This is a genomic window from Actinosynnema sp. NPDC020468, assembly GCF_040642015.1.
GTDB lineage: Bacteria > Actinomycetota > Actinomycetes > Mycobacteriales > Pseudonocardiaceae > Actinosynnema.
This window is the reverse complement of record NZ_JBFAEO010000054.1, coordinates 1-23,087: the sequence shown is the minus strand read 5'-3', so window position 1 is coordinate 23,087 and position 23,087 is coordinate 1. Positions and strand designations below refer to the sequence as shown.

The following is a 23,087-nucleotide window of genomic DNA, read 5'->3' as shown; positions in this document are numbered from 1 at the left end:
GGAGACTCCTCGTCGAGAGCGAGCCTCCCCCTCTGTCATGAGCCTGAGAGCTTCGCCGCTGCGTTCGGGCAGCGGCTTGCACCGTGGGCGAGGCTTGCGCCTGCTTTCCAGAGTTGCCTTCGTCGGGCGGTAGCTGTGCCTGAGAGATTCCGGGGAGGAGTTGCTCCTTCGGCGCCCCTGCTCTCCAGGGGACTCTCCCGCGCGACATCGACGGCCGTGTTCAGTTGGTGGCCCAGACGCTAGGCGTGCCGGGGTCGGCGGTCAACCGGCGGCTCACAGCGCGCGGTCGGCGCGGACGCTCTCCACGACCTTGCGCTCGGCGTAGAAGGACACGAACGGAATCGTGCCGGCCAGCAGGACCAGGGCCGTGCCCTTGATCGACCAGCGGGACTTGAGCGCCAGGTCGACGGTCAGCACCAGGTAGACGGCGTAGAGGAAGCCGTGCACCGGACCGACGACGGCCATCATCCCGGAGTTGCCGCCGAGGTACTTGACGAACATCGCGGCCACGAGCACCAGCAGGCCGACACCCACCACGTAAGCCATGAACCTGAACCGGCTCAGCGCACCGCTCATCGCCCTACCTTCACCTCACCGCGTGTCCCGCGCGTGGAGTGCCGCGAGGAAGCGGTTGTAGGCCGCGTGCTCGTCGTCCTCGTCGTCGTGCGCGGGTGATCCGACGGGTGCCACGGTAACGGGCGGGGTCACGGGCTCGGCCACCGGCTCCTGGGCGATGCGGGCCTTGTTCCGGGCGTCCAACCGGCGGATGCGCCACACCATGAAGGCCGGGAAGAGGCCGAAGAGGGGCCACTGGAAGACGTAGCCGAGGTTCTGGAACGTGCCGCCGGCCTCGGAGAAGCGCTCCCACTGCCAGTAGGCGAGGCCGCAGCAGACGGCCAGCGAGAGCAGGCACACGACCGCGATACCGACCCGCTTGGGGGTGACGACGGCGCTGCCCATGCCCTCGATCGTACTTCGCGGGGTCGAGCACCCGACCACCCGCGTCAGGACGGCCGCGCGATCATCCGCGCGGCATCCCCTTCGGGACTGGGGCTCCCGGTTGCGGCGCCAAGAGCCCACTCCCCTTGCCGGCCCTGGGGCTCCCTTGACGGCGGAGCCCTCGGGTCGTCCCCGAACTCGTTCCCGCTAGGCCACGCCGTCCCGGCGTTGCCTCTGCAACCTGGCCACACACCAGGCCGCCGCACTGCCCCGACGCAGGTGCTGGAGCACCGTCATCGGTCCGAGACGTCGACCGAGGTCGGCGGGGCTCAGCCCGGCCGCCCGGTAGTCGAGCGCGCGCTGGTCCAACGGGCTGATGCCCGCGTCCCACCACGCTTCCGCCTCCGTCAGGTCGCCCACCAGCTGCCAGTAGCTGGCGGCGGCCGCGAGGAGGACCTCGGGCACCTCGGGTGCCCGCTTCCTCATCGCCACGACGTACGCCGGGTCCGCGGATTCGACCCGCATCACCCCGCGGTTGCCGCCGGTCGCCCGCTGCACGGGGATCCCCGGTGACGGCGGGGCCTCGGCGAGCCACGCGTCCTTGATCCGGTTCACCTCTTGCAGCTCGGCGTCGTCCGAGCGCTCAGCCGCCCACTGCCGCAGCAGCTCGTCGACTCCGGAGTCCTCGACCATTCTGCCTCCTCGTCGGTCGAAGATCAGCCAATGCAGCGCACCGTATTAGCGGGTACCGACAACCGCTAGACCCTTGTTCGGCCAAAACCCTGTTACCAGGGCGTTATAGCCCTCATTCCACCCATACGGTGCAACGCCGGCGGCCCCCGACCACCGTGGGTGACCCCGGCCGTCGAACACCTATGCGAAGAGGCTGCGGACGAACGTCAGGATGGACTCGGCGCCGTCCCGCAGCCCGCCGAGGGCCGCCTTGACCGCCTGGGCGGACTGGTCGGGCTGGGTGATCAGGAAGAACAACACCAGCGCGACGACCGCCAGCGTCACCACCTTCTTGAGGTTCACTGAATGCCTCTCCGTCCGTTGACAGGTGCCGGTTGGGCGCGTCGAGGCGTGCCTCGTCACCCGCCATGGTCCCCCATTCACCCGGATGACAACCCTCGAACCGCCGACATCCCACGTCCGGCCGCATGTCGGAGCACGCTGCCACGCCGAGCGAGCGCCGGCGTCACCCGAACGGACGATCAAGAACAGGCCGCCGTCCGTCGATGCTGTGGGTACGAGCACATCGCTCACCTCCCCGCACGAACCCCGAGGTGCCGCACCACCGTCTTCTCTCCAGGCCCTGTCACCCAGTTGCGCGGCACCCACCACACCGCGTGACCGTGGTCAATGAAGGCCGACACCATTTCAGGCGACACCTTCACCGCTTTGTTGCGCCCTTTTTCAGACCAATCCTCACCAGACCAATCCCTTTTTCCGCCGGGGTGCGGTCCCCGGCTCGGGGCACCCGGCCTCCCGAACGAGTGGTCCCGATCGAGTGGGCGGCCCCACCCGCCGGAGCCCGCGCCCCACCCCGTCCCGACGGCCCGGAACCGAATCGGCCTCGGATTTTCCCGGCGGAACGCGACAACCGCCGCCTTCCGGACACCCGACCCCGGATTCCGCCCCACCGCCACCCGCCGGACCAGCGTGGACACGCGACCACCGCGCGCGGGCCCGGCACACCGCCCCCGCAGTCCAGACCACCCCGCCGCGGCGCGCCGACCCACGAGGCCGACCACCGGCGTAGCGCGGCACCCGGGGCACCGTCACCACAGGCGACCGCGAGCGTGCGCGACCCGGGTCCGGAGCGGCCGGCGAGCAGCCCGAACCCCCCGCCCGCACGGCGCCTTCCCCGGGCGGGAGGCCCCGGCGGCCGCGACCCGACCGGAGGCGTCAGGTCGGACGACCGGCCAACCCTCGGCGTCCCGGTGTCAGGCCACCACGCCCGCGGCACGAAGCGCGTCGACCTCGGCCTCCGCGTAGCCGGCCTCCGCCAGGACCTCCGCGGTGTGCTCGCCCTGCCTCGGCGGCGGGGCGGGCACCGCGGCCGGGGTGCGGGCGAAGCGGGGTGCCGGTGCGGGTTGGGGGATGCCGGCGATGTCCACGAAGGTCGACCTCGCCTGGTTGTGGGGGTGGGACGGTGCTTCCCGCGGGGTCAGCACGGGGGCGAGGCAGGCGTCGCGGCCGGCGGCCAGGGCGGCCCACTCGTCGCGCGGGCGGGTGGCCACGGCGGCGGCGATCAGGGTGCGGAGGTGGGGCCAGGTGCTCGGGTCGTTGCGGTCCGGGAGGTCGGGCGGCAGGTCCAGCAGGGCGACCAGGTCCGCGTAGAACTTCTCCTCCAGGGCGCCGATCGCGACGAAACCGCCGTCCGACGCCTCGTACACGTCGTAGAACGGGGCGCCGCCGTCGAGCAGGTTCCCGCCGCGGCCGCCCGGCCACGCGCCGGACGACGCCATGCTGTGCACGAACGTGGTCAGCAGCGCCGCGCCGTCCACCATCGCCGCGTCCACGACCTGGCCCCGGCCCGAGCGCGACCGCTCGTACAGGGCGGCCAGCACGCCCATCGCGAGCAGCAGACCGCCGCCGCCGAAGTCGCCGAGCAGGTTCAGCGGCACGGTGGGCGGCGCGCCCGCCCGCCCGATGGGCTCCAGCGCGCCCGCGACCGCGATGTAGTCGATGTCGTGCCCGGCCGCCGACGCGAGCGGGCCCGTCTGGCCCCACCCCGTCATCCGGCCGTAGATCAGGCCGGGGTTGCGCGCCAGGCACCGCGCCGGCCCGAGGCCGAGGCGTTCGGTGACGCCCGGGCGGAAGCCCTCGACCAGCACGTCCGCCGACTCGACCAGCCGGAGCACCACCTCGGCGCCCTCCGGACGACGCAGGTCGACGCCGACCGACCGGCGGCCGCGGCCGAGCAGGTCGCCCGGCACGGCCGACCCGCCGCGCACGCGGTCCACCCGCACCACCGACGCGCCGAGGTCGGCCAGCACCATGCAGCCGAACGGCGCGGGGGCGAGGCCCGCCAGTTCGACCACCCGGAGCCCTTCGAGGGGGCCCATTTAGAGCGACCTCGCGATGATTTCCTTCATGATCTCGTTCGTCCCGCCGTAGATCTTCTGCACGCGCGCGTCCGCCCACGCCCGCGCGATCGGGTACTCGGTCATGTACCCGTAGCCGCCGAACAGCTGCACGCACTCGTCCACGACCCGGCACAGCCGCTCCGAGGCCCACCACTTCGCCATCGCCGCCGTCGGCACGTCCAGCCGCCCCTCCAGGTGCGACTGCACGCACTCGTCCACGAACGCCCGCGTCACCCGCGCCTCGGTCGCGCACTCGGCCAGCGTGAACCGGGTGTTCTGGAACTTGATCAGCTCCCGGCCGAACGCGGTGCGGTCCTTGACGTAGTCGAGCGTCAGGTCCACCGCCGCCTCGATGCCCGCGACCGACGCCACCGCGATGAGCAGCCGCTCCTGGGGCAACTGCTCCATCAGCTGGACGAAGCCCTGCCCTTCGGCGCCGAGCAGGTTCGACGCGGGCACCCGCACGTCGTCGAAGAACAGCTCGGCGGTGTCCTGCCCCTTCAGCCCGATCTTGTCCAGCACCCGGCCGCGCCGGAAGCCGGGCGCGGTGGTTTCCACGACCAGCAGCGAGATGCCCGTGGCGCCCTGGCCGGGGTCGGTCTTGGCGACCACGATCACCAGGTCGGCCTGCGCGCCGTTGGTGATGAACGTCTTCGAGCCGCTGATCACGTACTCGTCGCCGGCGCGCAGCGCCTTGGTCCGGATGTTCTGGAGGTCCGACCCGCCGCCGGGCTCGGACATCGCGATCGCGCCGACGAACTCGCCCGACGCGAGCTTCGGCAGCCAGCGCCGCTTCTGCTCCTCGGAGCCGTAGCCGAGGATGTAGTGCGCCACGATCCCGCTGTGCACGCTGTTGCCCCACGAGCTGTCGCCGACCCGCGCCTGCTCCTCCAGCAGCACGGCCTCGTGCGCGAACGTGCCGCCACCGCCGCCGTACTCCTCGGGAACGGACAGGCACAGCAGCCCCAGCCCGCCCGCCTTGGTCCAGAACTCCCGGTCGACCTGCTTCTGCGCGGCCCAGCGCTCCTGGTTCGGCGCGGCCTCCTTCTCGAGGAAGGTCCTGGCCAGCGAGCGGAGCTGGTCGAGGTCGTCGGTCATCCACGGTGATCGGCGCGTTGGCATGCGGTCGACGGTCCCACCGCCCGGTCCGGCCCGCCATGACGCGGTGGGTCAGAACCGGCGGTATTCGTGAGCGCGATTGTCAGGGGTGTGCGCGACACTCCGGTCATGGACATCCGCAGGCTCTCCCCGTCGGACTGGGCGGTGTGGCGCGACGTCCGGTTGACCGCGCTGGCCGCCGACCCGGCGGGGTCACCGGCGAAACTGGCCGTCGAGGAGCAGTACGGCGAGGCCGAGTGGCGGCGGCTGCTCGGCCCGGACGCCGGCGTGAAGGTGGTGGCGGTCGAACCGGGGCACCCGGATCCGATCGGCCTGGTGGCGGGCATGCCCCAGGAGGAGCACCCCGAAGTGCTCTACGTCTACTCCCTCTGGGTGAAACCGGGGTTCCGCCGCCGCGGCGTGGGCGAGGCGCTGATGGCCGACGTGCTGGCGTGGGCGCGCGAGCACGGCCGGCCGCTCGTGCGGTTGCGCGTGCTGGGTGAGAACCCGGGCGCGCGGCGGCTCTACGCGCGGCTCGGGTTCACCGGCGAGGGCGAGGTGCTGACCTGGCGGTTGAGCGGATAAGTCACTTCGGGCGGTCATGGGAAAGGCCGGCGCCGGTGGTTACCGTGGAGTACATGAGCGAAGCCTTGATCTTCGACGCGGTGCGCACGCCGCGTGGCAGGGGGAAGCGCGGTTCGCTGCACGGCGTGAAGCCGATCACCCTCGCCGCCGGGGTGCTCGAAGCGCTGGCGGACCGCAACGACCTGGACACCTCGGTGGTGGACGACGTGGTGTTCGGCGTCGTGTCGCCGGTCGGCGAGCAGGGCGCGGACATCGCGCGCACCGCCGTGCTGGTGGCCGGCTGGGACGTGCGGGCGGCGGGCGTGCAGCTGAACCGGTTCTGCGCGTCCGGCCTGGAGTCGGTCAACCTCGCCGCGGCGAAGGTGGCGTCCGGGTTCGAGGACCTGGTGGTGGCGGGCGGTGTCGAGTCGATGTCGCGGGTGCCGATGGGCTCGGACGGCGGCGCGTGGATGGCCGACCCGGAGACCAACCTGACCACCCGCTTCGTGCCGCAGGGCGTGAGCGCGGACCTGATCGCGACGCTGGAGGGCTTCAGCCGCGCGGACGTGGACGAGTACGCGCTGCGCTCGCAGCAACGGGCGACGCTGGCGCGCGACAAGGGCTACTTCGACCGGTCGCTGGTGCCCGTGGTCGACCGGAACGGGGTCGTGCTGCTGGACCACGACGAGGCGATCCGGCCGGAGACCACGCTCGAGGGTCTCGGGAAGCTCAAGCCCGCGTTCGAGTTCCACGGCGACCTCGGCTTCGACTCGGTGGCGATCGACCGCTACCCGACCGTCGAGCGGATCGCGCACGTGCACACGCCCGGCAACTCGTCGCAGATCGTGGACGGCGCGGCGGCGGTGCTGATCGGCAACGCCCGCACCGGGCAGGAGCTCGGTCTCACGCCGCGGGCGCGGATCGTCGCGACGGCCGTGATCGGGTCCGAGCCGACGATCATGCTGACCGGTCCGGCGCCCGCCGCGCGCAAGGCGTTGGCGCGGGCCGGGTTGACCGTCGAGGACATCGACCTGTTCGAGATCAACGAGGCGTTCTCCTCGGTGGTGCTGAAGTTCCGGCGGGACCTCGACCTGCCCGACGAGAAGGTCAACGTCAACGGCGGCGCGATCGCGCTGGGCCACCCGCTGGGCGCGACCGGAGCCATGATCCTCGGCACGCTGCTGGACGAGTTGGAGCGCCGGGACCTGCGCCGGGGGTTGGCCACGCTGTGCGTGGGCGGCGGCATGGGCATCGCGACGATCATCGAGAGGGTCTGATGGCTATCCACTTCGAGCGGGACGACGAAGGAATCGTCACCCTCACGATGGACATGTCCGGCTCGGCGAACGTGATGAACGCCGAGTACCACGCCGCCATGGGCGAGGCCGTCGCCCGGTTGGAGGCGGAGAAGGACGACATCACCGGCGTGGTGCTCACCTCCGCCAAGAAGACGTTCTTCGCGGGCGGCGACCTGAACCTGCTGGTCACCGTCACGAAGGAGAACGCGGCGCGGGCGCTGGGGTTCCTGGAGGACATGAAGGGGCAGCTGCGCCGGCTGGAAACGCTGGGCCGGCCGGTGGTGGCCGCGATCAACGGCTCCGCGCTCGGCGGCGGCCTGGAGATCGCGCTGGCCGCGCACCACCGGATCGCGCTGGACGACGACCGGATCAAGCTCGGGCTGCCCGAGGTGACGCTGGGTCTGCTGCCCGGCGGCGGTGGCGTGACGCGGTTGGTGCGGCTGCTCGGCGTGCAGCCGGCGCTGCCGCTGTTGATGGAGGGCAGGCAGTTGCGGCCGGCGCGGGCGCTCCAGGCGGGGATCGTGCACGAGCTGGCGTCCTCGCGCGAGGAGCTGCTGGCCAAGGCGCGCGAGTGGGTCCGGGCGCACCCGGACGCGGTGCAGCCGTGGGACGAGCCCGGGTTCACCGTGCCGGACGTGCGGGTCGGCGACCCGAACCTGTACGGCCTGCTGGCCGCCGCGCCCGCCGTGCTGAGCAAGAAGACGCACGGCGCGTACCCCGCGCCGGAGCGGATCCTGGCGGCGGCCGTCGAGGGCGCGTTGCTGGACTTCGACACCGCGCTCCAGGTCGAGGGCCGGTACTTCGTGGAGCTGGTGTCCGGCCAGGTCGCCAAGAACATGATCGGCACGTTCTGGTTCCAGCTCAACGAGATCGCCGCCGGTGGTTCGCGTCCGTCCACTTCGGACACGTACAAGGTGGCGAAGCTGGGCGTGCTGGGCGCGGGCATGATGGGCGCGGGCATCGCCGAGGTGTCGGCCAAGGCCGGCATCGAGGTCGTGCTCAAGGACGTGACGGTGGAGGGCGCGAAGCGCGGCGCGAACGACGTCCCGGGCATCACGCCCACCGACTCGGACGCCGACCTCGCCGGGTGCGACCTGGTGATCGAGGCGGTGTTCGAGAACCGCGAGCTGAAGAACCGGGTGCTGCCGGACGCCGAGCGCAACGCGCTGCCGGACGCGGTGATCGCGTCGAACACCTCCACGCTGCCGATCACCGGTCTCGCCGAGGCGGTGCCCGACCCGACGCGGTTCATCGGGCTGCACTTCTTCTCGCCGGTGCCCAGGATGCGGCTGGTGGAGATCATCCGGGGTGCGCGGACGTCGGACGAGACGTTGGCCAGGGCGTTCGACTACGTGCTCCAGATCGGCAAAACCCCGATCGTGGTCAACGACAGCCGCAGTTTCTACACCTCGCGCACGTTCGGCACCTACGTGACCGAGGCCGTGTCGATGGTGGCCGAGGGCGTCGCGCCGGCGTTGATCGAGAACGTGGCGAGGCGGTCGGGCATGGCCGTGGGTCCGCTCGCGGTGTCCGACGAGGTCACGCTGACCCTCCAGCTCAAGATCCGGGACCAGACGCTCGCCGACGACCCGTCGATCGCGGGCGCGCTGGGCGACAACCCGGCGTTCCGGGTGCTGGAGGAGCTGGTCGCGGAAGGTCGCACCGGCAAGGCCGGCGGCGCGGGGTTCTACGAGTACCCCGAGGGCGCGAAGAAGTTCCTGTGGCCGGGGCTCGCGAAGTACGTCCGGGCCGACGCGGGCGTCACCGAGCAGGACGTGGAGGACCGGCTGCTGTTCGCGCAGTCGCTGGAAACCGTGCGGTGCCTGGACGAGGGCGTGCTGACGTCGGTCGGCGACGCGAACGTGGGCTCGATCTTCGGGTTCGGCTTCGCGCCGTGGAGCGGCGGCACGCTCCAGTTCGTGAACTCCTACGGCGTGTCGGCGTTCGTGGAGCGGGCCGACTACCTCGCGGACACCTACGGCGAGCGGTTCCGGCCGCCGGCGTCGCTGCGCGAGAAGGCCGCGAGCGGCGGCACGTACTAGGGCCGCGAGGGGAGCGCCCCGGTGCGGTAGGCGCCGGGGCTGCTGCCCGTCCACCGCTTGAACGCCCGGTGGAACGCGCTGGCCTCGGAGAAACCCAGCCGCAGCGCCAGTTCCTCCACCGACTCGCCGCCGCGCACCAGGCTCGCCACCGCCTGGTCGCGCAGCAACTGCTCGCGCACCTCGCGGAACGACGTGCCCTCGGCGGTGAGCTTGCGCCGCAACGTCGCCGGGCTCATGCCGAGCCGACCCGCGACCGCGTCCAGGCCGACCACTCCCCCGCCGAGCATCCGGCGCACGTGGCTGGAGGTGTCCGCGCCGTAGTCGCGGCGGGACAGCAGTTCGGCGGGCGAGTTGCGCAGGAACCTCTTCAGCGCGGCCTCGTCCTGCACCACGGGCATCCGCAGGAAGCGGGAGTCGAACTCCAGCACGGTGCGCGGGGCGCCGAACCGCAGCGGGCAGCCGAAGATCAGGTGGTACTCGGACGCGTGCGGCGGCTCGGGGTAGGCCAGGTCCACCGCGCGCAGCGGGATGCGCCGACCGATGAGCCACGACGAGAACCGGTGCCACAGCACCAGCAGCGATTCCACGAGGAACCGGTCCGGGTCGTCGACGCCGTCGGTGGACAGCGACAGCCGGGCGGTGCCCTCGTGCTCGGCCAGCGACATCGTCGGCCGCACGTCGAACAGCCCGTAGAACGCGAGGCCGCGGCGCAGTGCCTCGTCCAGCGACGGGCAGTGCACGGCCAGCAGGCACATCGTGGGGAACGTGCCGCGCTTGCTCGGCCGCGGGCCGAAGCCCATGAACTCGTCGTCCAACTCCTCCCACAGCACCTGGATCAACCGGGTGTACTGGGAGGGGGTGACGCGGGCGCGCTCGTCGTCCGGCAGCGCCTCGCCGATGCCCGCGGCGGCCAGCAGCGGACCGGTGGGTCGACCTCGGCGCACGGCGCCGCGCAGGGCTGCCGTGACGTAGTGGATCGCGATGGTCCTGGTGAGCATCGCTCACCAGTGTGACACCGGAGTCCGCGGACGACGGCGCGGTGTGGGGAGAGAGAAGTACCGCGCCGCCGTCCAACGGGTGGCCCACCCCAGTGAGCCGGCTCCTCGTCGGTGGGGCATCCGCCCGCCCACCCACGAGGGACGTTCTGACCAGTACTTTATGTGGTCTAGACCAGACACGTCAATAGCGCGAAAAGGCCTTAGCTGGCCCAGACCAATCAGGACCAGTGGTCCGCATCCGGTGCCGGCGAACCCCTTAATGCCGCGCCACCGGGAAAAAGCGTGCTCACCGGTCGTTCGCGGGCGATCAAGGGTCGTCACCGAACAGTTGTGGGGCCACTTCGTGATTCCGCCGGCAATTCCGCACAATTGCGGTTTCAGCGTCCGGGCTGTGCGGTGGCCGACAGGCCGGGAAGCGGCTTGATCAGCTCGGACGGGTTAGGGTCGACCGGTGGGAGAACGGGTCGGGTTGGCCGTCGTCGGTGCGCTGATGCTGGCGTGCGCCGTCGTCGGGCCGTTCCCGCACCCCGTGCCGCTGTTGTTCGCGGTGGCGGCGGTGGGCGCGGCCAACGCGGCGTTCCCGTTGATGCGCACCTTCGGCTCGGCGCTGCTGGGCGGTGTCGCGGCGGCGAGCATCGGGCTCGCGTCGGTGCCGTACGTGACGTGCTCCTCGGCCAAGTTCCAGGACGTGTTCAGCTGCACGGGCGACGCGCCCACGTGGCACCTCACCGGCGCCGTGCTGGTCGCCGGCCTCTCCGGGGCCGGGCTGGTGCTGGCGCGGGTCGCCGGGTCGACCGACGTGGCGAAGCGGCTGGACACCCTGGAGAGGGCACGTCGGATTCCACCGGTCGGGTGACCACCGTTCGACTGCTTCCGCCAGTCGACCGAGAAGTCGTCACACCGGTCCGTCCGGCCGAACACCTGATCGAGGCGGTTGAGCCCGACCAGGTGAGCCGACCTCGAGTCAGGTCGAGGCTTTACCTCGTCTGATCAGCGGAATCCCGGCCGGCGCCGGAAAACGTGGGATCTTCGCCGTCACCGTCGCACCGGGTTGGTCGTTGTCCGCAAAGGCGCGGAAAGCCGCGCCGGCCGAGATCAATCGAATGGGTGAACCCATCGAGGTGACCTGGGCCGAGTGGTACCGGGTGTGCCGGCGGTACTGTTCCGACGCTCCGCGCTCGCCGTCGCGGTCGGATCACCGGGTTCTTCCCATCGGGGTAGGAGGACGTGCTGTGCGGGTGCTGTGGGCGACCTGCGGCTTGGCGGTGGCGGCGTCGGCGCTGACCGGGGTGCTGGTCGGCGTCTACCTCGACGGCGTGGACGAGGACGACAAGGCCGGGCCGCCCGCGTCGACGTGGATAACCCAGCGCCCGAGCACCTCCGCCACCACGACCACGACGACCACCGGTCGGTCGACCACGGACCCGGTGGCCGCGCCGCGCACCTCCGTCGTGGTGGTCCGGACGACCACGACGACCACCGCGCCGCCGCCCGCCACCACCACGACCACACCCCCGCCGGTCGTGACGACGACGACCACCGCCAAGCCGCCGAAGACCGAGTGGCCGTGCGGCCCGCTGAACCCGTTCCCGCCGCCCCAGTGCGACGACTGAACGACCGTCCGACCGCTGCCGGACGACGGCCGTCGGGAGATCGTCGCGGGATAAGCTGACCTCGACCGGGCAACGCGTCGAGGAGTTGGTGTTCGTGTCGGTCCCATCGCACCCCGGCGCGCGGCCGACGCTGGAGGACGTGGCGGCGAGGGCGGGTGTGTCGCGGGCGACGGCGTCGCGGGTGCTGAACTCGTCGCCCCGGGTCAGCCCCGAGGCGCACGAGGCCGTGACGGCGGCGGTGACCGCGCTGGGGTACCAGCCGAACCGGGCCGCGCGGGCGCTCGTGACGCGGCGGACGGACGCGGTCGCGGTGCTGTTCTCCGAGCCCGAGCCGAAGATCTTCGACGACCCGCACTTCGCCTGGCTGATCCGCGCCGCGGCGCGGGCGCTGGCCGACGCGGACGTCCAGATGGTGCTGCTGCTCGTGCACTCGGCGGAGGACCAGCTGCGCGCGGAGCGGTTCCTGGCGGGCGGTCACGTGGACGGCGCGCTCGTGTTCGCGCCGCACCGGGGCGACCAGCTGCCGTCGGCGGCCCGCAAACTGCCGCTGCCCGTGGTGTACGCGGGCCGGCCGTGGGGACCGTTGCGGGGCCTGCACTTCATCGACCACGACAACGAGGGCGGCGGGCTGCTCGCGACCGAGCACCTGCTCGCGACGGGTCGGCGGCGGATCGTGTCGGTGACGGGTCCGCCGGACGAGCACTCGGCGGTCGACCGGCTCTCCGGGTGGCGCGCGGCGCTCGGCGCGGACGACGCCACCACGGCGCTGCTGACCGAGAACGGCGGCTACTCCCGTGAAGGCGGCAAGAGGGCGATGCACGCCCTGCTGACCAGGGTGCCCGACCTGGACGGCGTCTTCGTGGCGTCCGACCACATGGCCGCGGGCGCGCTCGACGCCCTGCGCGAGGCGGGTCGGCGGGTGCCCGAGGACGTGGCCGTGGTCGGCTTCGACGACCACCCGATGATCGCGCCGCACACCACGCCGCCGTTGACCAGCGTGCGCCAGGACACCACCAACCAGGTCCGCCAGATGGTCGCCCACCTGCTCCGGCTGCTCCGCGACGAACCGGTCCGGGCCCGGCGCGAGGTGCTGCCGACGACGTTGACCCACCGCACCTCGGCCTGACCGGGGTGCGGGGTGGCCTGGCCCTCGCCCAGGCCACCCCGCTGAAGACAGAGAGGGGCCGCGCGTCCCGATGTGACGCGCGGCCGGGAAAATGTGACCCGTCCCGCCCCGACGCGGGACGGGCCACCGCTCCGATCAGGCTTCGGCCATGCCCGCGACCACCGAGGTCCGCGCCGCGCGACGGGCCGGCAGCGCGGCCGCCAGCACGGCGGCGACCACCGCGGCGGCCAGCATCACGCCGATCTGCCCGTACGGCACCACCAGGTCGACGTCGATGCTGGACTGGGACAGCGCCTCGGTCAGCACCCAGCCGAACCCGACGCCCAGCACCATGCCGATCGCCGCGCCCATCAGCGCCATCAGCACCGACTCGACCACCAGCATCAGCCGCAGCTGACCCCGGGTCAGCCCCAGCGCCCGCAGCAACGCCGACTCGCGCGTCCGCTCCAGCACCGACAGCGTCAGCGTGTTCGCGATGCCGAACAGCGCGATCACCACGGCCAGCCCGATCAGCGCCCAGATGAACGCGAGCACCTGGTCGAGCTGCGTGCCCAGCTGCGCCTTGGTCTCCGCCGCGCTGTCCAGCACGGCGAGCGGCGAGGCGTCGGTGACCTTCTCCACCTGCGCCCGACCGTCCGCGACGCCCGGCTTGAGCTTGATCAGCACGCTGTCGTAGCCGCCCTTGGCCGGGTCGACCCGGAACGCGGTCGGCAGCGTCACGAACCCGTCGGACATCCGCTGGCCCTTGACCACCGCGACCACCTCGAGGTCGCCGGACCCGCTGTCGGTTTCGAGCTTCGCGGTGGAGCCGACCTTCAGGCCCTGCTGCTGGGCGTAGTCCTCGCCCACCGCGATCGTGCCGTCGACCAGCGCGTCCAGCGACCCGCTGACCACGGTCGGCCGCACGAGGTCGCCGAACGAGTCCTTGCCGACGCCGGTGAAGTACCCGGACTTGCCGTAGATCTCCACCTGCGGCGCGACCTTCGCCACCGCGGGCACCTTCGCGAGGTCGTCGGCGATGCTCGTGGGCAGCGGTCGGGTGCGCACCGCGGAGGCCACCGTGTAGTCCGCCGGGAACCGCTGGTCGACCTCGGCGTTCGCGGTCTCCTTGGCGCTGTTGGCGACCACGGTGATCATCGCGACGATCGTGACGCCGATCATCAGCGCCGCCGTGGTGGCCGCGGTGCGGCGCGGGTTGCGGCCGGCGTTGGCCGACGCGAGCTTGGCGGGCACGCCGAAGATCATCCGCGGCACGACGCCGAGCACCCGGTTCACCGGTCCGACCAGGACCGGGCCGAGCACCACCACGGACGCCAGCAGCACCATCGTGCCGGCGCCGGCGACGAGCATGGCCGCCTCCTCCTTGAGCGTGCCGTTCAGGCTGAACGCGATCACGCCGCCGCCCACCAGCGCCAGCAGCACGGCCGAGGCGATCCGCAGCTTGCCGGTGCGCCTGACCTCCTCGCCGCTGTCGACCTGGCTGCGCAGCGCGGCCACCGGCGGCACCCGGGTCGCCTTGCGGGCCGGCAGCACGGCGGACAGCACGGTGATCACCACGCCGACCGCGAACGCCGCCAGGACGGTCAGCGCCGTCACCGGCAGCCGCACCGGGCTCTCGCCGGCGTCGCCGATCCCCATGATCATCTTCTGGAGGCCGGCCGACACGCCGAGCCCGCCCAGGAACCCGAGCACGGAGGCCACCAGACCCATCGCCACGGCCTCCGCCAGCACGCTGCGGAACACCTGGCCGCGGCTCGCGCCGACGCACCGCATCAGCGCGAGTTCGCGGGTGCGCTGGGCGATCAGGATGGTGAACGTGTTGTAGATGACCATGGACGCCACCACCAGCGCGATGGCCGCGAACGCCAGCAGCATCGAGCTGAACTCGCTCGCGTGCTGGTTGATCTCGTTCAGCATCTTCGTGGTGACCTGCTCGCCGGTCTCCACGGTGAAGCCCTGGCCGCCGATGGCCTTCTTGACGTTGTCCGCCAACTGCTGCTGCGACACGCCGGCCGCGGCCGACACGACCACCTCGCCCGGCAGCGTGTCCGCCGCGTAGGTCTGCCACTCCGAGGGCACCAGCGTGACGTGGTCGCCGGTCGCCAGCGACTCGGCGCCCGCGCCCTGCTTGTACGTGCCGACGAGGGTGTACTTGTGCTCGCGCTCGTCGGCGCCGAGCAGCGTGACGGGCTTGCCCAGTTCCAGCCGCACCGACGACACGGTGCGGACGTCGACCGCGATCTCGCCGGGGTTCGCCGGGTAGCGGCCCTGCGCCAGGTCGTAGGGCCGCAACGAGTCGGTGCCCGCCAGCGGCACCGCGATCGCCGGGCGCGCCTTGCCGTCGCCACCGATCAGAGGCACCTGCGCGTAGGCGCGTGGGTCAGCACCCGCAACACCTTGAGCGGCCCGAATCTTCGCCACGGTTTCCGGGGTGATCCCCCGGGACTCCGAACCCTGCCCGGACAGGGAGACGGCGACGTCGACACCACGCGCTCCTTTGGCGAACTGGTCGCGCATGCTCTCGCTCATGGCGTCGGTGAGCACGAGCGTCCCGGTCACGAACGCGACGCCGAGGGCGATCGCGACGGACGACAGGACCAGCCGCGCGGTGCGGGCCTTGAGACCCGCGATGATCGTGCGCAACATCGGGTCAGGCTCCCAGGTGCTTCAACGCGGCCAGCACCGAATCGGCGGTGGGGTTCTCGATGTCGCCCGCCAACCGGCCGTCCGCGAGCAGCACCACGCGGTCGGCGTAGGAGGCGGCGACCGGGTCGTGCGTCACCATGATCACGGTCTGACCGAGCTTGCGCACCGACATCCGCAGGAAGTCGAGGACCTCCGCGCCGGACCGGGAGTCCAGGTTGCCGGTGGGCTCGTCGGCGAACACCACGTCCGGCCGCGCGACGAGCGCCCGCGCGCAGGCCACGCGCTGCTGCTGGCCGCCGGACAGCTCGGTGGGCTTGTGCTTGAGCCGACCCCGCAGGCCGAGCACGTCCACGATGGTGTCGAACCACTCGCGGTCGGGCTTGCGGCCCGCCAGCTCCAGGCCCAGCAGGATGTTCTGCTCCGCGCTCAGCGTGGGCAGCAGGTTGAACGCCTGGAACACGAACCCGACCCGGTCCCGCCGCAGCCGGGTGAGCTCCTTGTCCCCCAACGAGGTGATCTCGGTGCCACCGATGCCGACCGAGCCGCCGTCGACCGAGTCGAGGCCCGCGAGGCAGTGCATGAGGGTGGACTTGCCGGACCCGGACGGTCCCATGATCGCGGTGAAGCGACCGGCCTGGAACGCGACGCTGACCCCGTCCAACGCCCGCACGGCGGTGTCGCCCTTGCCGTAGACCTTGACCAGGTTCGCCGCGGCGACGGCGGTGCGGGTCCCGACGTCGGACACCAGTGCGGACATGTCGGTTTCTCCTGCTCGCGAGACGATGGGAACAGCGAGAACGCTAGGGCGGAGAGGGCCGCGCGGTCGTCACCACAGAAGCGGGAACCGACTCAGTCCTGAGGATGACAACCCCTCCGACCCAGGTGTGGCCCGACGGGGTCGTGCCGGCATCGCCGCTGGTGGGGGCTGTGGTCGGGTAGTCGAGGTCGGCTCGCGGGTGGACCGGGGCGGCCGGGTCGAACGCGATCACCGCGGCCGCGCGGGCCCGGGGGCGCCTCAAGATCACGGTGCGGTCCCCCGCGCACACCCCGGCCGGCCGCCTCGGAGTGCTTCGGCGCCACGGCGCGGTCGAACGCCCGTGCTTCGGGGGTCAAGTCTGCTTCAGGCCGCGCCATCTCACGATCGGGCTCGGCCGGGGCGGTGCCCGCGGCACCTCGCGATCCGGCTCGGCCGGCAGTGCCCACGGCACCCCGCGATCCGGCTCGGCCGGCAGTGCCCACACCACCCCGCGATCCGACACGACCGGCAGTACCCACAGCACCCCGCGTCCCGGCATGACCGGCAGTGCCCACGGCACCCCCGATCGGGCTCGGCCGGCGGCGCCCACGGCACCCCGCGATCCGGCACGACCGGCAGCGCCCACACCACCTCGCGATCCGGCTCGACCGGCAGCGCCCACACCACCTCGCGATCCGGCTCGACCGGCGTTTCGCCGAGTGCCCTGGGGTGCTTCGAGGTCAGGGCTGGTCGAGCAGGCCTCGGTCGAACGCGATCGCGACCGCCTCGGCCCGGCGGCTCGCGCCGAGCTTGGCCATGATCCGGGTCAGGTGGACGCTCACCGTCTTCTCGCTGATGAACAGCTCCTCACCGACCTCGCGGTTGGTGCGGCCCAGCGCGACCAGCGCCAGCACCGACCGCTCGCGCGGCGTGAACGGGTCCACCGCGTCGCGCGCGGGCGAGGCGTGCAGGGCGACCCTGGCCCGCCGGGCGACCAGGCCGACCGCGTCCCGCAACGGCGCCGCGCCCAGGCGTTCGGCGACCTCGTCGGCCAGTCTCAGCTGCGCGACCGCCTCGTCCCGCCGGTCCGCGGCGAGCAGCGCCTCGGCGTGCCGCCACCGGCACACGGCCTGCTCGAACACCGACCCGAAGCCGAAGCCCTCGACGGCCGCGCCCCACAGGTCCGGCGAGGAGACGCCCTCCAGCCGGGACAGCTCGGCGTCCACCCTGGCCAACCAGGCCACGCCCTCGGGGCCGAGTTCGCCGGTGCGCGGCGAGCCCAGCTCGGCCGTGGTGTGCGCGTACGCGGCGAGGTCGCGGCCGGCGGCGACGGCCTCCTCCGCGATCGCGGTGTCCCGCCGGCGCCGGGCCCGTGCCGCCACGTCCGCGTGCCCCGCCACGCCGAGCGCGCCGAGCCGGATGCCCACCAGCCGCCAGTCGTCGCCCTCGCGCCGGGACCACTCGATGGTGTCCGCGACCCGGGACACGGCCAGTTCCGGCTGACCGCGCCACAGCGCCAGTTCGGCGCCGGTGCCGCCGGTGATCAGCGCGATCTGGAGGTCCCGGTGCCAGTCCGACCGCAGCTCCCGGATGTCCCGCTCGGCCGCCTCGAAGTCGCCGCGCGACACCGTGACGTGCGTGCCGGCCGCCGCGAGCCGCGCGGACACCGTCGAGGACACCCGCAGGCCGGGCGGCTCGGCCGCGTCCGCCGAGGCGGACCAGTCGCCGACGTAGTAGCGGGTCAGCACCTGGAGGATGCGCAGCTCCAGGCCGAACGAGCTCCACGCCAACCCGGTCGCGGCGGCCCGCGCCACACCCTCGTCGAACACCCTCGCCGCGTCGGCCAGCTCGCCGAGGTCGTAGTGGTGCAGGCCGAGGAAGTACCGGGCGCGCAGCTCGGTCGACACCGCCTCGGCCTCCATCGCGCAGGTCACCGCCTCCTGGAGGTGCCCACGCGCCAGCAGGACCTCGCCGTCGGGCTCGTCCAGCAGGCCCAGCGTGGCCAGCGCGTCGGCCACCGCCGCCTCCGCGCCCGCCGCCCGTCCGTCGGACACCGCCAGCACGGCACGCTCGCGCGCCTCCGCGTACTGCCGCTGCCCGCGCAGGAACGCCGCCCACACCGCGAGCACCCACGCCCGCGCCGCGCTCGCCGGCCGGTCCCGGACCAGCTCCCACGCCGCCTCGACGGCCGCGAGCGTCTCCTCGTCCGTGCCGTCGACCACCTGGAGCGCCTGCGCGAACCGCCGCCACATCTCGGCCGCGTCCTCGGGACGGGTCGCGTCGACCAGCTTCGTGCCCGACCGGGCGAACGCGATGGCCCGCTCGGGCTGACCGGCCGTGCCCGCCGCCCAGGACGCCCGGCCCAGCAGGAACAGCTCCGTCACGCCGTCGGGCCTGGCCTCGACCGGCACCGCCTGCCACAGCTTCAGCGCCTGCTCCAGGTGCCGCAACGCCTCCGCGGGCGCGCCGGTGGCCTGGGCCTCCTCCGCCGCGCGCACCGACGCGGACAGCGCAACCGCCAGGTCGTGGCTCTCCAGGCTGTGGTGGGCCAGTTCGGCGGCCGAGCCGCGGTCGGAGCGCGACACCAGCCGCGCCGCGTACGCCGAGTGCAGCCGCACCCGTTCGCCGGGCAGCAGGTCGCCGTACACCGCCTCGCGCAGCAGCGCGTGCCGGAACGCGAACACCTCGTCCCGGTCCACTTGCAGCACGTGGTGCTGCACGGCCTCGCGCAGCGCGTCGTCCAGGTCGGGGTCGGCCAGCGCCGCCACGTCGCGCAGCAGGTCGTGCCGGACCGACCGGCCGCCGACCGACGCGACCCGCACCACGTGCTGGGCGGTGCGGCCGAGCTGTTCGATGCGGGCCAGCAGCACCTCGGCCAGCGTCCACGGCACGCCGGAGCCGTCGGTGGCGACCGCGATCAGCTCCTCGGCGAAGAACGGGTTGCCGTCCGAGCGCTCGGCGACCTCGAGCACCACGTCGTCGGGCAGGTCGTCGGCGAGCGCGGCCACGAACGAACGCGCGTCGATCGCGCTGAGCGGGGTGAGGTCGAGCCGTTGCACGGCGGGCAGCCGGACCAGCTCGTTGAGCAGCGGTCGCAACGGGTGGCTGCGGTGCAGGTCGTCCGAGCGGTAGGTGCCGACCACGAGCAGCCGCTGCGCGCGCAGCCGGGACAGCAGGAACGACAGCAGGTGCCGGGTCGAGGCGTCGGACCAGTGCAGGTCCTCCAGCACCAGCAGCACCGGCCGGTCTGCGGCGAGGTCGCCGAGCAGGCCGTGCACCGCGTCGAACAGCTGGAGTTGACCCACGTCCTGCTCGGGGCGGCGGCCGATCAACGGCGTGAGGCCCGCCACGTCGCGCCCCTCGTCGGGCGGAACGGCGGCGGGCAGGGCCAGCTCGGGCAGCAGGCGACCGAGGGCCGGTCGGGCGGTGAGGTCCAGCAAGCCGGCCTCCCGCACCTGCCCGAGTGCCTCGGTGAAGGGCAGGTAGGGGAGACCGGTCTCACCGACGTCCAGACATCGTCCGGTGAGGACGAGGGCAGGGTGGGCGGACGTGGCCAGCTCGTCCACCAGGCGGGTCTTGCCGATGCCGGCGTCACCGGCGAGCAGCACCGCGCCCGCCTTGCCGGTGGCGGCTTCGTCGAGCGCGGCGCGCAGCCTGGACATCTCCCGGCTACGCGCCACCAAGGGGATTCCGGAACCAAGGCGTGCCACGGTTGGCATGTTCGCACACCTCAGGCGGCGTCGCGGTGACCATTTCCCCCGTCGGACGGCTGGTTGCCCAGCCGACGCCACCACGACCGCTTGGGCCCGGCGGTCTGCCGGCTGACGCGCGCCTGTGCCGCGTCGGCCCGCAGAGCCGCCTGCCGGTAGTCGACCTCCGCCTTGATGGCCTCGGGCGTCCACTCCATGACTTCCTCCTCGTGTCGTTGTGACACCGAGAGTCGTCCTGAGGTGGCATGCCGGGCATCGGGAGATCACGTGCGTTCCGGGCCTGATCCCCTTACCCGCCGCCGTAAGGGGAGGCAGACGGCGGGTAAGGGATGCCTCAGCAGGCCCCCAGGTCCTTCCAGACGCCCCACTCGCCGCCGGTGCCCGGCTCGTTGTTCTGCGTCCACCACTTGGCCTGGTAGCGACGGCCCTTCCAGGAGACCGTCTGTCCACCGGTGTAGACCTTCGCCGGGTCCCACGAGGCCACGGAGCACGTCGGCGGGGTCGTCGTCGTGGTGGTGGTCGTGGTGGTCGTCGTGGTCGTGGTCGACGTGGACGTGGTCGGGCTCGTGGAGGTCGTCGACGTGGTCGTGGTCGGGCTCGTCGTCGTGGTCGGGTTGGTGCCGCCCGAGCCGCGCGGGTAGTCCGACGCGATGGCGTAGGTCTTGCCGCCGAAGGTGATCCGGAAGTTCGACGGCATCGAGATCGGCAGCCGGTAGCTCAGGGCCACGTCGACCGACGCGCCCGGAGCCAGCGTCTGGTAGGACGGCAGGGTCAGCTGCACGTGCTGGAAGTCGCCCTTCAGACCGCCGATGTTGGCGCCCGTGTGACCCTTCTGGGTGACCGTGAGGCCGAACCCGGACTGGTCGGTCATGGAGCCCGGCGCGCTGGTGCCGTAGTCGAACTCGATCTTGGTGCTGCCCGGGATGGTCACCGTGGAGTTGTTGGTGATCTTCAGCTTCGGGTTGATCGGGTAGTTGTTGTCGCCCAGCGCGAACCCGCCGATGGACACGTTGACGTTGAGCACCTCGGTCGGCGCGGTGCCGTTCGCCTTGGTGTTGCCGTACGGCGCGGCACCGGTCAGACCGGTGTTGATCGCGGTCAGGAGCGTGTCACCCTGGACGTACTCCTTCTTCGCGGCGTCGTACTTGTAGTCGCCCGCCAGCTCCCAGATCATGATGCCGCCGAGACCCTTGTCCGCCACGTACTTCGCCTTGGCGGCCAGGGACTGCTCGTCCTCGGTGGACAGGAACACCTTCTTGTCGTTGTTCCACAGCCACGGCGAGGTCAGGGAGGCGTCGTAGTTGCGGGTGTAGGTGCCCGTGACGCGGTCGCTCGGGTCGTTGGCCGGGTCGAGGCCGTAGGCCGCCAGGTAGTCCGGGGTGATCCCGTTCTCCAGGTTCTTGGCGTGCCACATGGGGTTCACACCGCTGGGCACCTCGGCGCCCGCCGCGTCCGAGTCGTGCCACAGGTTGTCGATGCCGATCGCGCCGTTGCCGCACGGCGTGGTCGAGCCGACCTTGGAACCGGTGCCCGGCGGGCACTTCGTCTGGTCGGGCAGCGCCGCCTTGCCCCACAGGCCGTTGGTGCCACCGGTGACGCCCTGCCAACCGCGGGTGTAGAACGGCACGCCGATGTTGATCCGGCCGGCCGGCATCGAGCCGCGGAAGTAGTGGTACGCCCAGTCGGCGTTCAGGTAGCCCGTGTTGTCGTAGGCGCCGTACACGCCGCCGTCGGCGAGCTCGCCGTCCTTGCCGTTGTCGTAGAGCGCGGCGTTGGGGCCGACGAAGTGGTTCCACGCGCCGTGGAGGTCGTAGGTCATCGCGTTGAGGTAGTCCAGGTACTTGGTGACCTGGTAGGCCTCCTGGCCGCGCAGCAGCCAACCGGAGGCCGGGACGGCCGCGGTCAGCAGGTAGTGCTTGCCGTCGGCGGCACCCGCGCGGTCCAGCTTCTCCCGCAGCGTCTTCATGATCTTCTCGTAACCGGCCCACAGGGTGGCGCGGTTCGCGTCGGAGATCCAGAAGTCGTCGGGGTTGCCCGCGTACTTGTTCGACGTCGCGTACTCGTAGTCGATGTCGACGCCGTTGAACCCGTAGGTCTTGATGAACTGCACCGCCGAGTCGGCGAACGCGTCGATCGTGGCCTGGGGCTGCGACCCGAGCTTGTAGAACCCACCGGAGGCGTTCCGCGACCCGTCGGGGTTCAGGAACCCGCCGGTCTCGGCCCAACCACCCACCGAGATGAGGGTCTTCACGTTCGGGTACTGCTTCTTGTACTTGGTCAGCAGGTTGAAGTTGCCCTTGTACGGCAACGACGGGTCGAGACCCGGCAGGTTCGCCCCGGTGGAGGGGTTGTCGGCCCCGTCGGGACCGACCGAGACCTTGTTGCTCGCGTCGATGTGCGCGAACGCGTAGTTGAGGTGCGTGACCTTGGTCCACGGGATGTCGGACGGCAGGTACGCGGGGGTGCCGTTGGCGCCGGTGCGCCAGCTGGCGAAGTAGCCGATGGTACGACGAGTCTTGTCGGGCCCCAGGTTCTCCCGCCCATTGGCGTCGTAGACCGAGCAGTAGGGCACCGCGACACCGGGAGTCTGGTAGAGGCCGTCAGGACGACACTCTTCCCCGGTCGCGGCGCTGGATGTGGATGGAGACACGACAGCGACGACGAGTCCTGCCACCGTGGCGAGCATCGCCATGGCCGGCAACAACCTTCTTGGCACTACTACCTCCTGCACGAGGCGGCGGCCACGACGCAGCAGAACGGAAGGTAAATAGGTCCAGACCACTCTGTCAATAGGTCCAGACCACTCGACCGATACCGCAACCCGCGGAACCGCGATCACCCCGCAACCCCGGCAAAACCACTCCCAGTGACCAACGAGGCCCAGTCGGCCCTCCAACGGCCCAGCAGCCACTTGAGACAACTACCCAGACACACCGAAACCCCATCGGAACAACCTCAACCAGCCCACGCCCAACCCCGAACACACCAACCCACCGAGACGCACCCCCGCACGGAATCCCGCCAAACTCGCCCACCCCACTCCCCCAACCGGCCCACCCTCAACCAACACCCCACCCACCCCCGCCCCAGCCCCAACCCACCCCCTCGCGACACCCCCGCCCCAGCCCTCAGCGCCGAAGGCGCGCTTGCCTTAACGCCGGGGCCTCGTGTTCTCCCCGTATGGCCTGGGCGAAGCCCAACCGCATTTGGCACGGGGGCGCCACA

The 23,087-nt window shown here is 72.0% G+C and carries 18 protein-coding genes and 2 riboswitches; of the genes, 6 read left to right on the top strand and 12 right to left on the bottom strand.

Annotated features, from left to right (window positions below):
* Positions 1 to 22: 22 nt before the first annotated feature.
* Positions 23 to 117: riboswitch (glycine riboswitch) on the bottom strand.
* Positions 118 to 210, bottom strand: a riboswitch (glycine riboswitch). It lies immediately after the preceding riboswitch.
* Positions 211 to 273: 63 nt separating this feature from the next.
* The 6 genes from AB0G50_RS30010 to AB0G50_RS29985 all read right to left on the bottom strand — a co-directional run bounded on the left by AB0G50_RS30010 (position 274) and on the right by AB0G50_RS29985 (position 5,153).
* Positions 274 to 576, bottom strand: a complete 303-nt coding sequence (locus AB0G50_RS30010) for a DUF3817 domain-containing protein (RefSeq protein WP_360115172.1) — start codon at positions 574 to 576, stop codon at positions 274 to 276.
* A 15-nt stretch (positions 577 to 591) separates the two neighbouring features.
* Positions 592 to 960, bottom strand: coding sequence for a hypothetical protein (locus tag AB0G50_RS30005; protein ID WP_360115169.1), 369 nt, complete (start codon positions 958 to 960; stop codon positions 592 to 594).
* A 186-nt stretch (positions 961 to 1,146) separates the two neighbouring features.
* On the bottom strand, positions 1,147 to 1,632 hold the full coding sequence (locus AB0G50_RS30000; RefSeq protein WP_360115166.1) for a helix-turn-helix transcriptional regulator: 486 nt from the start codon (positions 1,630 to 1,632) through the stop codon (positions 1,147 to 1,149).
* Between the two features lie 180 nt (positions 1,633 to 1,812).
* On the bottom strand, positions 1,813 to 1,974 hold the full coding sequence (locus tag AB0G50_RS29995; RefSeq protein ID WP_360115163.1) for a hypothetical protein: 162 nt from the start codon (positions 1,972 to 1,974) through the stop codon (positions 1,813 to 1,815).
* Between the two features lie 911 nt (positions 1,975 to 2,885).
* The gene (locus AB0G50_RS29990) at positions 2,886 to 4,010 is read right to left on the bottom strand and encodes a CaiB/BaiF CoA-transferase family protein (protein ID WP_360115160.1); all 1,125 of its coding nucleotides are present in this window, start codon (positions 4,008 to 4,010) and stop codon (positions 2,886 to 2,888) included.
* Entirely contained in the window at positions 4,011 to 5,153 is a 1,143-nt protein-coding gene (locus AB0G50_RS29985; protein WP_360115157.1) for an acyl-CoA dehydrogenase family protein, read from the bottom strand.
* Between the two features lie 105 nt (positions 5,154 to 5,258).
* Here AB0G50_RS29985 and AB0G50_RS29980 point away from each other — a divergent pair, with 105 nt between their 5' ends.
* Genes AB0G50_RS29980 through AB0G50_RS29970 form a run of 3 tightly spaced genes read left to right on the top strand, consistent with a single transcriptional unit; the run spans position 5,259 to position 9,033 of the window.
* Positions 5,259 to 5,714 carry a GNAT family N-acetyltransferase gene (locus tag AB0G50_RS29980; protein ID WP_360115154.1) on the top strand — a complete coding sequence of 152 codons (456 nt, stop codon included), beginning with the start codon at positions 5,259 to 5,261 and terminating at the stop codon, positions 5,712 to 5,714.
* A gap of 53 nt (positions 5,715 to 5,767) precedes the next feature.
* Positions 5,768 to 6,970 (top strand): acetyl-CoA C-acetyltransferase, encoded by a 1,203-nt coding sequence (locus tag AB0G50_RS29975; protein ID WP_360115151.1) that lies wholly within the window; start codon positions 5,768 to 5,770, stop codon positions 6,968 to 6,970.
* Positions 6,970 to 9,033 carry a 3-hydroxyacyl-CoA dehydrogenase NAD-binding domain-containing protein gene (locus AB0G50_RS29970; protein WP_360115148.1) on the top strand — a complete coding sequence of 688 codons (2,064 nt, stop codon included), beginning with the start codon at positions 6,970 to 6,972 and terminating at the stop codon, positions 9,031 to 9,033. The genes AB0G50_RS29975 and AB0G50_RS29970 overlap by 1 nt, the downstream gene beginning before the upstream one ends.
* On the opposite strand, the gene AB0G50_RS29965 is transcribed toward AB0G50_RS29970, so the two are convergent.
* Positions 9,030 to 10,031, bottom strand: coding sequence for an AraC family transcriptional regulator (locus AB0G50_RS29965; protein ID WP_360115145.1), 1,002 nt, complete (start codon positions 10,029 to 10,031; stop codon positions 9,030 to 9,032). The genes AB0G50_RS29970 and AB0G50_RS29965 overlap by 4 nt on opposite strands.
* 451 nt (positions 10,032 to 10,482) lie before the next feature.
* Between AB0G50_RS29965 and AB0G50_RS29960 the strand changes: the two genes are divergently transcribed.
* From AB0G50_RS29960 to AB0G50_RS29950, 3 genes are all read left to right on the top strand, one after another.
* Positions 10,483 to 10,887, top strand: coding sequence for a hypothetical protein (locus tag AB0G50_RS29960; RefSeq protein ID WP_360115142.1), 405 nt, complete (start codon positions 10,483 to 10,485; stop codon positions 10,885 to 10,887).
* 376 nt (positions 10,888 to 11,263) lie between these two features.
* A complete protein-coding gene (locus tag AB0G50_RS29955) occupies positions 11,264 to 11,644 on the top strand; it encodes a hypothetical protein (protein WP_360115139.1) in 381 nt (126 codons plus the stop codon).
* A gap of 94 nt (positions 11,645 to 11,738) precedes the next feature.
* Positions 11,739 to 12,770, top strand: coding sequence for a LacI family DNA-binding transcriptional regulator (locus tag AB0G50_RS29950; RefSeq protein ID WP_360115136.1), 1,032 nt, complete (start codon positions 11,739 to 11,741; stop codon positions 12,768 to 12,770).
* Between the two features lie 135 nt (positions 12,771 to 12,905).
* Here the strand turns inward: AB0G50_RS29950 and AB0G50_RS29945 are convergent, their stop codons facing one another.
* From AB0G50_RS29945 to AB0G50_RS29925, 5 genes are all read right to left on the bottom strand, one after another.
* Entirely contained in the window at positions 12,906 to 15,416 is a 2,511-nt protein-coding gene (locus AB0G50_RS29945; RefSeq protein WP_360115133.1) for an FtsX-like permease family protein, read from the bottom strand.
* A 4-nt stretch (positions 15,417 to 15,420) separates the two neighbouring features.
* On the bottom strand, positions 15,421 to 16,173 hold the full coding sequence (locus tag AB0G50_RS29940; RefSeq protein ID WP_360115130.1) for an ABC transporter ATP-binding protein: 753 nt from the start codon (positions 16,171 to 16,173) through the stop codon (positions 15,421 to 15,423).
* A gap of 719 nt (positions 16,174 to 16,892) precedes the next feature.
* Positions 16,893 to 19,871: an AAA family ATPase gene (locus tag AB0G50_RS29935; protein ID WP_360115127.1), complete on the bottom strand. Its 2,979-nt coding sequence runs from the start codon at positions 19,869 to 19,871 to the stop codon at positions 16,893 to 16,895.
* A gap of 11 nt (positions 19,872 to 19,882) precedes the next feature.
* Positions 19,883 to 20,059, bottom strand: a complete 177-nt coding sequence (locus tag AB0G50_RS29930) for a hypothetical protein (protein WP_360115124.1) — start codon at positions 20,057 to 20,059, stop codon at positions 19,883 to 19,885.
* A gap of 137 nt (positions 20,060 to 20,196) precedes the next feature.
* The gene (locus AB0G50_RS29925; protein ID WP_360115121.1) at positions 20,197 to 22,578 is read right to left on the bottom strand and encodes a glycosyl hydrolase family 18 protein; all 2,382 of its coding nucleotides are present in this window, start codon (positions 22,576 to 22,578) and stop codon (positions 20,197 to 20,199) included.
* Between the last annotated feature and the right edge of the window lie 509 nt (positions 22,579 to 23,087).

Coding starts and splice junctions, on each gene's coding strand:
- AB0G50_RS30010 (WP_360115172.1), bottom strand. CDS start 576: ATGAGCGGTGCGCTGAGCCGGTTCAGGTTCATGGCTTACGTGGTGGGT.
- AB0G50_RS30005 (WP_360115169.1), bottom strand. CDS start 960: ATGGGCAGCGCCGTCGTCACCCCCAAGCGGGTCGGTATCGCGGTCGTG.
- AB0G50_RS30000 (WP_360115166.1), bottom strand. CDS start 1,632: ATGGTCGAGGACTCCGGAGTCGACGAGCTGCTGCGGCAGTGGGCGGCT.
- AB0G50_RS29990 (WP_360115160.1), bottom strand. CDS start 4,010: ATGGGCCCCCTCGAAGGGCTCCGGGTGGTCGAACTGGCGGGCCTCGCC.
- AB0G50_RS29985 (WP_360115157.1), bottom strand. CDS start 5,153: ATGCCAACGCGCCGATCACCGTGGATGACCGACGACCTCGACCAGCTC.
- AB0G50_RS29980 (WP_360115154.1), top strand. CDS start 5,259: ATGGACATCCGCAGGCTCTCCCCGTCGGACTGGGCGGTGTGGCGCGAC.
- AB0G50_RS29975 (WP_360115151.1), top strand. CDS start 5,768: ATGAGCGAAGCCTTGATCTTCGACGCGGTGCGCACGCCGCGTGGCAGG.
- AB0G50_RS29970 (WP_360115148.1), top strand. CDS start 6,970: ATGGCTATCCACTTCGAGCGGGACGACGAAGGAATCGTCACCCTCACG.
- AB0G50_RS29965 (WP_360115145.1), bottom strand. CDS start 10,031: ATGCTCACCAGGACCATCGCGATCCACTACGTCACGGCAGCCCTGCGC.
- AB0G50_RS29945 (WP_360115133.1), bottom strand. CDS start 15,416: ATGTTGCGCACGATCATCGCGGGTCTCAAGGCCCGCACCGCGCGGCTG.
- AB0G50_RS29940 (WP_360115130.1), bottom strand. CDS start 16,173: ATGTCCGCACTGGTGTCCGACGTCGGGACCCGCACCGCCGTCGCCGCG.
- AB0G50_RS29935 (WP_360115127.1), bottom strand. CDS start 19,871: ATGCCAACCGTGGCACGCCTTGGTTCCGGAATCCCCTTGGTGGCGCGT.
- AB0G50_RS29930 (WP_360115124.1), bottom strand. CDS start 20,059: ATGGAGTGGACGCCCGAGGCCATCAAGGCGGAGGTCGACTACCGGCAG.